At 51.9% G+C, this 12,437-nt stretch carries 10 protein-coding genes; 8 read left to right on the forward strand and 2 right to left on the reverse strand.

From position 1 onward, the window contains the following. Positions 1–186 precede the first annotated feature (186 nt). The 5 genes from gndA to DD586_RS06320 all read left to right on the forward strand — a co-directional run bounded on the left by gndA (position 187) and on the right by DD586_RS06320 (position 5,938). Positions 187–1,593 (forward strand): NADP-dependent phosphogluconate dehydrogenase, encoded by a 1,407-nt coding sequence (gene gndA / locus DD586_RS06300; RefSeq protein WP_012883975.1) that lies wholly within the window; start codon positions 187–189, stop codon positions 1,591–1,593. Positions 1,594–1,969: 376 nt separating this feature from the next. Then, entirely contained in the window at positions 1,970–2,260 is a 291-nt protein-coding gene (locus DD586_RS06305) for a hypothetical protein (protein WP_012883976.1), read from the forward strand. Between the two features lie 115 nt (positions 2,261–2,375). After that, entirely contained in the window at positions 2,376–3,008 is a 633-nt protein-coding gene (locus DD586_RS06310; RefSeq protein ID WP_012883977.1) for a YjbF family lipoprotein, read from the forward strand. Positions 3,009–3,017: 9 nt separating this feature from the next. Further along, positions 3,018–3,797: a capsule biosynthesis GfcC family protein gene (locus tag DD586_RS06315; protein ID WP_012883978.1), complete on the forward strand. Its 780-nt coding sequence runs from the start codon at positions 3,018–3,020 to the stop codon at positions 3,795–3,797. Continuing rightward, on the forward strand, positions 3,797–5,938 hold the full coding sequence (locus DD586_RS06320; RefSeq protein WP_012883979.1) for a YjbH domain-containing protein: 2,142 nt from the start codon (positions 3,797–3,799) through the stop codon (positions 5,936–5,938). The genes DD586_RS06315 and DD586_RS06320 overlap by 1 nt, the downstream gene beginning before the upstream one ends. Before the next feature lie 96 nt (positions 5,939–6,034). Here DD586_RS06320 and DD586_RS06325 read toward each other — a convergent pair whose 3' ends face one another. Continuing rightward, a complete protein-coding gene (locus DD586_RS06325) occupies positions 6,035–7,150 on the reverse strand; it encodes a hypothetical protein (RefSeq protein ID WP_228669756.1) in 1,116 nt (371 codons plus the stop codon). A gap of 355 nt (positions 7,151–7,505) precedes the next feature. On the opposite strand from DD586_RS06325, the gene DD586_RS06330 reads away from it, so the two are divergent. Further along, positions 7,506–9,020 (forward strand): hypothetical protein, encoded by a 1,515-nt coding sequence (locus tag DD586_RS06330; RefSeq protein WP_012883981.1) that lies wholly within the window; start codon positions 7,506–7,508, stop codon positions 9,018–9,020. Between the two features lie 609 nt (positions 9,021–9,629). Beyond that, positions 9,630–10,694 (forward strand): diguanylate cyclase, encoded by a 1,065-nt coding sequence (locus tag DD586_RS06335; RefSeq protein ID WP_012883983.1) that lies wholly within the window; start codon positions 9,630–9,632, stop codon positions 10,692–10,694. A 6-nt stretch (positions 10,695–10,700) separates the two neighbouring features. Here the strand turns inward: DD586_RS06335 and DD586_RS06340 are convergent, their stop codons facing one another. After that, positions 10,701–11,597 carry a GntR family transcriptional regulator gene (locus DD586_RS06340; protein ID WP_012883984.1) on the reverse strand — a complete coding sequence of 299 codons (897 nt, stop codon included), beginning with the start codon at positions 11,595–11,597 and terminating at the stop codon, positions 10,701–10,703. 232 nt (positions 11,598–11,829) lie between these two features. On the opposite strand from DD586_RS06340, the gene DD586_RS06345 reads away from it, so the two are divergent. Next, positions 11,830–12,288, forward strand: a complete 459-nt coding sequence (locus DD586_RS06345; protein WP_012883985.1) for a hypothetical protein — start codon at positions 11,830–11,832, stop codon at positions 12,286–12,288. The last annotated feature ends 149 nt before the right edge of the window (positions 12,289–12,437 follow it).

Here is a 12,437-nt window from a genome sequence, read left to right on the forward strand (position 1 = left end):
TGGGTTGTATTGTTTTTGTTTTCCTGATTCACCGGTAACACACCTTCTGTAGAACTCCTGCCAGCGAGCTTGTCGCACCAATAACTACCCACTCAGCCGTTAGCTGGGTTACCATGTCAGCCTGCTTTTTGTTGCCTGGGGCGCAATCAGCCGCAGGCAGGTTACCTTCAGACAGGAGTTGTTTTAATGTCCAAACAGCAAATTGGCGTTGTCGGTATGGCGGTCATGGGGCGCAATCTGGCGCTTAACATTGAAAGCCGTGGTTATACCGTTTCCGTCTTTAACCGTTCCTCAGACAAAACGGACGAAGTGATTGCCGAGAACCCAGGTAAAAAACTGGTACCGTGCTACACCGTCGAAGAGTTTGTTGAATCTCTGGAAAAACCGCGCCGTATCCTGTTGATGGTTAAAGCAGGCGAAGCGACGGATAAGACCATTGAATCGCTGAAACCGTATCTGGAAAAAGGCGACATCCTGATCGATGGCGGCAACACCTTCTATAAAGACACTATCCGCCGTAACCGTGAGCTGTCTGCTGAAGGGTTTAACTTCATCGGCACCGGCGTGTCTGGTGGTGAGGAAGGCGCGCTGAAGGGCCCGTCCATTATGCCTGGCGGTCAGAAAGAAGCCTATGAACTGGTCGCGCCGATTCTGCAGCAGATTGCCGCCCGTGCTGAAGGCGAGCCTTGCGTGACCTATATTGGCGCTGATGGTGCGGGTCATTACGTGAAAATGGTGCACAACGGCATCGAATACGGTGACATGCAGTTGATTGCGGAAGCCTATGCATTGCTGAAACAGGCGCTTGGGCTTTCCAATGACGAGCTGGCAAGCACCTTTGCTGAGTGGAACAAAGGTGAACTGAGCAGCTACCTGATTGAGATAACCGCCGATATCTTCACCAAGAAAGACGAAGAAGGTAAATACCTGGTTGATGTGATTCTCGATGAAGCGGCTAACAAAGGTACCGGTAAATGGACCAGCCAGAGCTCGCTGGATCTGGGCGAGCCGTTGTCTCTGATTACCGAATCGGTATTTGCTCGTTACTTGTCTTCGCTGAAAAACCAGCGCGTGGCTGCTTCTAAGGTGCTGAGCGGCCCGGTAGCGCAGGCGTTCACTGGCGACAAAGCCGAGTTTGTGGAAAAAGTGCGTCGTGCGTTGTATCTGGGGAAAATCGTTTCCTACGCGCAGGGTTTCTCGCAGTTGAAAGCGGCTTCTGACGAAAACAACTGGAGCCTGAACTACGGTGAAATCGCCAAGATCTTCCGTGCGGGTTGTATCATTCGTGCTCAGTTCCTGCAGAAGATCACCGATGCTTACACCGAAAACGCCGATATCGCCAATTTGCTGCTGGCACCGTACTTCCGTCAGGTAGCCGACGACTATCAGCAGGCACTGCGTGATGTGGTGTCTTATGCGGTACAGCAGGGTATCCCGACCCCGACCTTCTCTGCGGCAATCGCTTATTATGACAGCTATCGTTCTGAAGTATTACCGGCTAACCTGATTCAGGCTCAGCGCGATTATTTCGGTGCGCATACTTATAAACGTATTGATAAAGAAGGCGTATTCCATACTGAATGGTTGGAATAATATTCTGAAATATCTTCTTATCTCGAAACCGGGTAGAAATATCCGGTTTTTCTTTCTCAATATCTCATCGTAAATAACTAAGACTTTTCCGAGAATATTTCATCTCATTGTAACCAATGAGGAAAAATCAGCGCTCTTGCGACTTGTCTTATTTTCTTATCGGTCTAATCCTGCTTTTCTTATTCTTTATCTGAGTCTTGGTTCGGATACTTCCCGTATGCTGGTGATTATTTCATAAAGGATGAATTGAAATAATTACTTCATCAGTCATGGGGAAGATCCAACCTGGCTGATTAATTCAGCCAGTCGTGGGGTAGGGAATATTTTCAAATTTTCCCTGTCCTATCTCCTTAACGGGAAATAAAAGGAAATGGTAATGATGAAGAAAACGTTGGCGACCCTGGTGCTGGCTCTGGCCATCCCAGCGGGCGCACTGGCGGCTGAACAGCCGACAGTCAATGGCGGCCAGCCTACTGGAGGCGTCACCTTCCAGGGCAGCGGTATCGCGGCTGGTTCTCATGCGTTTAGTGCGGCTCATGGCCGCGGTACCGGCTATGGCTATGGGTTTGGCCGTGCCGTCGCGGCTGGCGTCGTATCTGCCTCTACCAGTACGACCTCCAGTACCGTAGGAACCAGCACCTCAACTGTGACGTCAACTCGCGGTTAATGATGGGCTATTCACCAAGGCCACTCCGGTGGCCTTTTTTCTGCTTCAGGATGTTCAGGCGAGAACCCGAACAATGAAAAGAATCCTTGAGTTAACACTGTTCAGGATACTGGTGATGTTTTGCTTCATACCGGGGCTGACAGGGTGCTCTCAGCAAATCAGTCAACTTGGGCGGGACTTTCGGCTGGCGTTGTGGGGAAGGGAAGACGTAAGCATGACGCCACAACAGGTTGCACAACTTCCCTATGCCTCGGCGTATCTGAAAGTAGGTAAGGCACCGCGTGCTTTTGTCGTACTGGCGTTTGTTGATAACCAGCAGTTGCAATGGGTGACGGAAGATAAAAACAGTGTGACGACGCGTTTTGGGCGACTGGTGAAAACGCAAGGGTGGGGAGAAGACATTCGTCATGTTACCGAACTGGAGTCAGACCCGCTGAGCCTCGGTTTGCTCAAACCCGGCACACCCAAAAACTGGCACACCGTGGTGAGTTGGTCACAGGTGCTGCGTGGCGGCTATGACCTGCAATCCGTCTTTGAGAATAAAGGTCTGGAAACCCTGACGATACTGAACACCCCGAGACAGACGGTGCGCTTTGATGAGCAGGTAACCGTTCCGGCGCTGGGCACACATTACACCAACCAATACTGGCTGGATCCGGCTTCCGGGCAGGTCATCCAAAGCTACCAGTACATGGGGCCAAACATGGCTCAGGTTCAGTTCACCGCGCTTAAGCCATACAATAGATAGGGTTATTTTATGTTGTCATTCAATCGTCTGGCTGCCCTGTTATTGCTGGTGGCCGGAACATCAGGGGCAGCGCAGTTAACGGTCAAGGTCGCGAATGAAACTCTGCCTGCCGTCGTGCAGGATGACGGTACGCGTCTGGATCAGTTCTACAGCCGGATAACGTTTGCGGACAATGTTAACTGGCAGACGGCATTACTCACCAATGAGAGCGTGACGCAGCAAGCCAAAGAAGCGGGAGAGAAATTACAGGCCCGGCTCTATCAACTGCAACTGGCCTGGCAGATTGACGGCGATGGCGACTGGGCGATAGCCGCCTGGTATATGGCGCAAGCGCTAAAACAGGTGAACGCCGTTGGCCGCATTCGCGCCAGTATCGCGCCGGACATCATCCGTTTATCACCGCGGAAGAATCGCCCGCTGGTGGGGAACTACACCCTCTATCTATCGCCGTATCGGCAACAGTTCTTCCTGTTTGGGTTAATCAGTACCGGCATTGATATCGGCACACCAAACGTGTTTAAGGACATCGACCTTAAGCCAGGCTGGTCGGTCGAGCAATACATTGGCAGGCGACGTTTCTTGCCGGGCGGTGATAACCGGGAAGGGTATCTGATCTCGGGGGACGGGCACTGGCGCAAGGTTCCACTGGCTATCTGGAATCGCCAGCACCATGAACCGGCGGCCGGAGAAACGCTGTTCATCGGTTTCGATCCTTCCATTTTGCCTGACGGCTTCTCTTCGCTGAATGCGCAGATTGCCGACTATCTTGCCAACCGGATTCCACACTAATGGCTAATAACACCATGTTGAAACTACGCTGCCTGTCACTGGCGATAGGTAGCGCATTGGGAACGTCGGCTCAGGCGGCGGATGGGGATAATAACGACGCAGTGAATCGTAGCGGTTATTACCAACCCGCTGGCGTGTCGCAGATGGATTTTGGTGGCGTGGGGTTATGGCAGATGCCGAGCGCACGTATGGCGGATACCGGTGAGTTTAGCGCCAGCTACCGTGATAATCAGGAGTATCGTCGTTACGCCATCTCACTGCAGCCGCTCGACTGGCTGGAGATGACCCTACGCTATACCGATATTCGCACCCGGCCTTACAGCACCTCGCCCTCGTTCAGCGGACATCAAACTTATAAAGACAAGAGTTTCGACGTCAAAGCGCGGCTATGGCAGGAAAGTCGTTGGTTGCCGCAGGTATCTCTGGGCTTGAGGGATATCGCCGGGACTGGCCTGTTCGATAGCGAATATCTGGTGGCCAGTAAACGCTGGGGACCGTTCGATTTCTCACTGGGGATGGGCTGGGGCAATATGGCGCAGAGCGGTAATATCGTCAACCCCGCCTGCCGGTTGTCAGCAGGATTCTGTACCCGCTCGACCTCCACCGAAACCGGGCAATTCGCGGCGAAGAATTTTTTCCACGGGCCAGCCGCGCTGTTCGCCGGGCTGGAATACCAGACGCCTTGGGACCCACTGCGAGTCAAGCTGGAATACGACAGTAACGATTATAGCCAGGAGGCCGCTGATCAGACTCGCCCCGCCTCGCAGCATATCAAACAGGATTCGCCGATTAACGTCGGCCTGGTGTATCGCGCTACCGATTGGCTGGATACCTCGCTGTCGTGGGAGCGTGGCAATACCCTGATGTGGGGCTTTACCTTGCGAACCAACTTTAATCATCTCAGGCCACAGCATCCGGATGATGAACCGCCGGTCTACCTGCCATCGAAAAATGCAGCTGGCGGCACCGACTGGCGGCGTGTCTCGCAGGAACTGGATGAGCAGGCCGGTTTTAGCGAACCAGATATTTATACTGATGGTCAGCAGGTCACGGTGGTGGCGGATCAGTATAAATATAACAACGATGCGCAGGCCAGCCGACGGGCGGCAACGGTGTTGGCGAATAACCTGCCGGAGAGTGTGGCGCAATATCATATTGTAACGCGTAGCGGCCCACTGACTACCGCCAGTACCCGTGTGGATGCGGCGGCATTTCGTCAACTGGAATCCGGCAGCACCCCGCTGGGGGTGGATGAACCAGATCCCTACCGCGTAGAGCCATTGTCGGAGCCGCGCGGCCAGCAGGTGTTGCATACCACGCCGCCGCGTTTTTCCTACGGCATTGACCCGTCGTTGCAGCAGTCGTTTGGCGGCCCGGAATCGTTTTATATGTATCAGTTGTCCGCGAATGCCAGCGCGGATTACCGCATCACGGACAACTGGCGGCTGGGCGGTACGCTGAACATCAACCTGCTCAACAACTACGATCAATTCAATTTTAAATCACCGCCGCAGGATGGCGCCGCGCTGCCTCGTGTTCGTACCCATATCCGTGAATATGTGACGTCGTCAGATGTCTTGCTGACCAATCTGCAACTGTCTCGTTACGATCACCCTGCTCGCGACTGGTATACCCAGGTCTATGGCGGTTATCTGGAAATGATGTATGCCGGGGTAGGGGGAGAAGTGCTGTATCGGCCATTTGGTAGCAACTGGGCGGTCGGGATGGATGTTAACTACGTTAAGCAACGTGACTGGGACGACCCGCAACGGCTGGGGGATTACAGCGTCACCACCGGTCACCTCACCACCTACTGGTCGTTGCCGTTTGTCAAAGGTGGGCTGGCGAAAATCAGTGTCGGGCGCTATCTGGCGGGCGATAAAGGTATCACGCTGGATCTCTCCCGCCGTTTCGACAGTGGGATAGTGGCCGGTGCTTTTGCGACCGTCACCAATGTCAGCGCCAGCGAGTACGGCGAAGGTAGTTTCACCAAGGGGATCTACTTTACGATCCCATTTGATCTGCTGTTTAGTTCGCCGACGACCCGCCGCGGCTCCATTGGCTGGGTACCGCTCACCCGAGATGGCGGCCAGATGCTGGATAGACGTGATGTGCTGTACAACATGGTTGATAGGGAATGAATGGTTGATAGGGAATAAAGCGGGCGGGTGGATAGGTGACCCGCACCGCCAGATGAGTTGTCGACACCTCTCGCAAAACGGGAGGTGTCGGCAGCATCAGGGGTGGATCCGTAGTGAAGGTGCGTATGTCAGAGGGTGCAGGACGGTGGTGGCTTGCCGACGATGCAGTGTACTGCTGACCATCATCATGGTGACGAACAGGAATAACCCCGGCGAGAAGTAGCCATAACCGCGCAGGAAAAATTCGACGGCATACCCGATCACGACCGCCATGGCGATTTTTAACAGCGTCGATTCTGTGTCCGTATTATCGCGGATACGGTTGATGGTATTGACGGCTTTTTTCAGAACCCACAGGTAACCGGCGCTCAGTAACAGGCCGACAGCACCGAATTCGCTGACGATTTTCGACGCCAGAAAACCGCCGTCGTTGCGGTTGAAATCGCTACCCGCCAGCGACTGGATGACATACCCGTATTGGCCCACACCATTGGTGCCAGCCATTTGTAGCCCCAGACCGATACCGTGACTTTCCAGCAAGGCGTTCTTCGCATCGTCCAGCCCCTGCAGGAACACCAGCGTGGTCAGGTTATCGGTATCGTCACTGATAGCCAGACGTGATCCAAAGTAGGCGATGGCGGGCAGGTCGGAGAAGTAGGTCAACATGATATAGACTGCGACGACCACGATGACGAGCACGGTTAGCATCAGCGTGACACGGCGCGCCATCCAGAAGACGAAAATCGCCATCATGCAGAACACCAGTAACGTCAGGCTAGGGAAAATCAACGCCTGCAACAGCAGGTTCCCCAGCAATACCAGGCGTTCCCGGTTTTTCATCAGAATGCCGCTGGCGCACACAAACAGGCCTACCGTCAGTGCGTAATGGCTCTCTTCGGAAAAGGGAAATACCGCTTTGGGTTTGGCCGCATAGCTGCCGATGTCAATGCGATGAATAACCGAGAGCCAGCCCAGCAATAATAGCGTATAGGTCACGGCGCGAAACACGCTAGCCAGCGTAGCGGGAGAAACCGTTAACAAGCGATTAGATAGCAGTATGGCACCAAGAAAAATAATAATCAGTGCAGGTAAGGTAAATAAAGGCTTGTAATTATCAGTCATCGCGGCGATATAACCGGACTGCGCCAGTAATATAAATACCACCATCGAGAAAAGTAAGATTTTTCCACTGGAAAATGACAGCATTTTCATATGGCGTAGGCCATAAATATAAATGGGGACGATTGCCACCATCATCCCTGGGGCCAATGAGGATTGTTGCAGAAATACAAACACAAACTGCGGTATCAGGAAAATGCAAAGCATTGTCCAGTAAAGAGGATCATGCTTTATGGTTGCTTTCAATTTTCTATTCTCCCTATCTCACTTAGCTGCTCTATTATGAGTGATGATAAAGCAGATTGAATTGAATTTTTAATTATTTTTTCAGAAGGATTATGACAGTTATTGACGTGATTGTTTATCATGGCCTTATCAATAAATGACGTTTCACCAGGTGAGTTGTTAATCTTAATGTGTTGAATTAATTGATGTTGGAGAAATGGCTATGAACAGAAGAGATTTCCTTGCCGGTAGCCTGGCATCGCTGGCAGCGACATCTGCGGCGGCATCAAAAAATAATAATACCCTTAATAATGATGCTGTTGCCTTTACCCGTGATATCAGGAATTACAATATTGATTTCTCCGGAAAGAATGATTCCACCGGGCCTTTTCAGACGCTTCTTAATGATATGTTGGAGCAATCAAAGTCGTTATCAAATGCACAGCAAAAAGTCAGATTAATGCTGCAAGGTGTTGTGCAGGTTTCCTCCACAATTAAAATTGATGCATCAAAAGTTTCTATTCATGGTCCGCTGACAATTATTTTTACCAAAAATGGTAATTTTGATAACTATGCGATTGTGGTGACCGGCAATCCGGATGTGGACGCCGCTTACAGTAATATCGTGGACAGTTTTTTTTCCGGTGTGCATTTTATTTCGGAAAAGAGAACGTTAGATCTGTTTTTTGCCTATAATCCGGAGAGCAATTCCAACCGTAATGCGTCCTGTCTGCTCAGTATTTATTCCTGCCGCTTTACCGGGTTCCGTCGGGTCTTTTCCAATGGTGCTGGCGGGTGGGGCTGGAATTGGTTTTCCTGCGGTTTTAATAACTGTGATCGCCTGCTGTACCTGACCCGTCAGCCGGATTCTTATGAGCGTTTTACGTTCATCGGCTGCATCTGGCAAAACGGCGGCTATGCGTTTGAAATCGATAACCCGGACGGTGTGGTCTACTGGCAGGCGGGCAGCTTTGATTATTGTGAAGGGATAGCGCTGATTAATGAAGGTCATGTCGAGATTAACGGCCATGTCGAGTACGTGAAGCGTAAACAACCGGTGGTTGTGCTCAGAAAAAAGAACGCCAGTTTTGTATTTAATGGTGGGGCGATTTTCGTGCGTCAGAATCCCGAACAACCCTATGTGATTTTTGATCAGGCATTTGACTATCAGACCACACTGACCAGTGTGCGTTTTGCGACCGATGGCATTAATGTCACATCCTGTGTGATCTCCAATCGACCGTGCTGGAAGAATAACCTGATTTTCACCAATCAGATGGCGGAGCTGATCGCCCTGAACGATAACGGCAGTACCGTGGTTTATCCCGGCGCAGCCAGTTGTGCCTGTCGCTACGATCCGGCGCACATCAGAGAAGACAACGGGCGGTTTGTCAAAATCGCCGCCAGCGATAACGTTCAGGTGCAGTTTCTGATACCGGTCAATGGGCATGATCAAATCGGCGTTATCTGGCAGGCGCAAACCTCCGCGACCAACAAGGTCGCCATTACCAAAGCCCTTCACGCTTATGGCGAGAATGGCCCCGGCCCGGTCATGATGGATCTGACGCGTGACGGCAAAGATTACATCCAGCGTAGTGATCAGCTACAGAAGGGCAGTTCAGGCACGCTCTGGAAGGTTCCGCGCAGCGCCTGGCTGTTTGCGCTGTCATTCAATCTTTCCTCGGCCAGTGTGGGTGATTATCTGGATATGCATGAACTGAAGCTGATCAGTTGCTGATGGCTGCGCCGGATGTAAGGAATGCGATCGTTTTACGATAGTGGGATGTAGGCAATGAAAGGTTGTGTAACTAATTGATTTTTTATTAATACCTGACTTGTTGCCTGCGAGCGGCATCCCTATGATGACACCCGTTGATAGTGAGGTGAATCATGAAAAATGTCGTCAAAATGGTCGGTTTGCTGGCATTCATTGCAAGCCTGAGCGGTTGTATCTTTCCACCCCCGTGGGGAGGACCCGGTGGCGGGCATGGCGGCCACGGTGGTTTTCATTATCAGCCCGTAAACGGAGCGGATCATCCCTGATGTCCCCGCGGCCGGTTCTCCCCCTGTGGACCGGTCGCGTATCAACACCTTTTTCAATTCCCTTCCTTATGCTTTCCCCTCTTTTAGTTTTCCCTGTCATTCAATCGTCTGATTCCATGCCGATAATGCACGCTCGCTGGTGATGCGCTTGCGCGATATTCGGGTTATCTCGCTGTTATTCGAAACATTACATGGACTCACTCTGTTTTAAGCAAAATTGTCTCTTAAATGAAGCGCTCTGAACGGGAATTTGGAATAATGTCGGCATGTCCCCATGATAATGATTATAAAAAGGAGAATGGGCATGAGTTCGGCATTTGTCTCTACACCGGCTGAACGTGATCGACGCCGCTCGGGACTGGCGTTTGCCAGACGTGTTTATGTTCCTCGCCTGATGGGATTGGGGCTGGGTTTTTTTTACGTTGCCGCTGTTTTGTATGACCTGATCCAACCTATGTGGGTGTGGGGTGTATTGTTTTTCAACGGTTTTCTCTGGCCACATCTGGCGTTGTGGCTAGCCAGCCGGGCAGATGACCCGATGCGGTTCGAGCAGGGCAATCTGCGATTTGATGCCTTCATGGGGGGTGTCTGGATTGGCATGATGGGCCTGAATTCTCTGCCGTCCGTGCTGATCATCTCGATGATGGGGATGAACAATATTGCTGCCGGTGGGTTGCGGCTTTTTGTACAGGGACTGGCTATTCAACTGATCACCGTGGTGGCAATCCTCTGTCTGGTTCATCGGCCGATTGTGTTTGCGACGACGCCTGAGCAGATCTACTTTTGCCTGCCGATGTTACTTATCTATCCCATTTTGGTGGGGCTGGTCACCTATCGTACTGCCATCAAGCTGGCTGAACATAAACGTCAGTTGCGGGAGATCAGCCAACTTGATGGCATGACCCGGTTGTACAACCGACATCATTGGGAGCAGTTGCTAAAAAGCGAGTTTGAACTGTGTGTGCACTGCCCGCAGGTGGCGACACTGGCACTACTGGATATCGATCATTTCAAGCGTATTAACGACAGTTTCGGCCATCATGTTGGAGATGACGTGATTTTATTGCTGAGCAGAGGTATTAAATCGACGTTGCGGCAATCAGACATCACTGGCCGTTTTGGCGGTGATGAGTTCGGCATGGTGCTGCCACAGACGGCGACTGCTGAAGCTGAACATATTATCCAGCAACTACGCGAATATCTGCACGGCATACAACTGCACCAGGCTCCGGCATTGCAGGTCAGCATTAGTGTTGGGCTGGTCGAGTTTCATCCCGGCATGGAGGATTACCGGGTCTGGCTGAAAGCGGCGGATACTGCGCTGTATCAGGCTAAGGATAATGGCCGCGGTTGTACGGTCTGTGCCTGAACCGTATTACAGCGGCATGAACAGTGTGGGGGTAACCGCTTTGCGTCGCGCTTGTTCCAGATGCGTACGCATAAAGTCGGCGGCACTTAACCGATCGCCTTGCTCCAGATAGTGGATAATTTGCAGATGCTCCTGCGCCTGATGCTTGCGCTGAGGGCGGAATCTTTCCTTGCGGTACTCTACCAGCCGTCGCAATCGCGCCAGATGGCGAATGGTTTGCAGCAAAAAACGGTTGCCTGAGCAGACGGCCAGCGTGTCATGGAACCCGGAGCTGGCATCAAACATTTCCATGGCTGTCATCGTCAGGTAGCCGTCTTCGGCCAGATACTCCTGTTGTTTACGACAATGCGCCAGCATGGGCGGTGTAATATGAAACGTCGTGGACAGCAAACCCGCCGGTTCGATGATGGCGCGCAGCGCGTAGCTTTCTTCGTACGCTTCTACGGAGTCGATCACCGGCAGTGTGCGCCAGCCCTGACCCGCCATATGCTCCATCCAGCCTTCCTGCTGACAGCGCAGCAGCACTTTACGCAACACCGGACGGGTAACGCTGAATTCGAGCATCAACTCCATTTCTGAAAATTGTTCCGGCAGTTGGCGGGTGATACGCCGCTCCGCCAACTGGCGATAGAGCGGGTCTTCGGCTTGCTCCAGGACTTCAGCCACCAACTCACCCAATTGAGAAGCATGTTGCGCCAGAAAAAAACCACGATTGCGATCATACGTCACCATGCCTTTATCCATCAGGTAGTGCATCGCCTGTTTAACCGGTGTGCGCGAGGTATTGAGTGCCTGCGCCAATGCTGACTCGACCAGATGATGCCCCACCGTGAGTTGTTCGCGTCTGACATAACTGATGACATCACGCACGATGCGTGCCTGCAACGGAGTGAGGGTTGTCATGGTTCCTTACCTGCCTGAATAACCAGTCGGTGATTATACCTGTTCCCCATCAGGCTGGCAGTGTCATGCGACAAATTGTCTTTTATCGCCTTTAAAAGCGCTCCTGAACTGCAGATTCGATTTTTTTGGCTTTCTGATTGGTGTTGTTATTTCATTGATTGTCTTTTTTGCATATAAAATGCAATATGATAACAAGATAAACATCCAGTGAAATAGGAAGAGACGAGCAGTGATGCTATCCACACATCCTTTACTGATTACCGGTCATCCGTTTGAATGGTTAGCTATTCCCGGCCTGGGGCGGGTAGCCTGTACTTTTCTGCGGCATCAGCCACCCCTCATCGTGGTATCCGCCGATGCGTTGATGTATCTGGACGTGTCTGCCGGGGAGACGCCGCTGGGGGTATGGGAAACGGTGCGTATTTTTGGCGCGGTAGCGCTATCGCGTTATATCGGAGAAAGCGCGCAGCATAGCCAACTGGTGGTGATCGACAGCCAGACGGATGACGAGGATTGTACGCTACGGTTTGCCGTGCTCGGGCAACACGGATGGCGGCGTGGTGTTGCCGCTTCGGTTGAACGGGCTATTAATCAGGCGGCTTTGCAACCGGATACGATTGCCTGCGACGCGCTTCCTGTACAAGTACCGGCGACATTTACCGTGATTCACCGCTATGCGCTACATGGCTAAGTAGTGATATTTCTGAGTAGTGATATTTATCGTGTCGGTATCACTGTGAGTAAAAATGGAATAATCATATCCATTTATCCATCTTTATCCTCTATTGGCATCCGGATAGGATCTCCTGCAAGAGGTCAGGTCGCTGCAAGCCTTGCCTG

The organism is Dickeya parazeae Ech586, from assembly GCF_000025065.1.
Lineage (GTDB): Bacteria > Pseudomonadota > Gammaproteobacteria > Enterobacterales > Enterobacteriaceae > Dickeya > Dickeya zeae.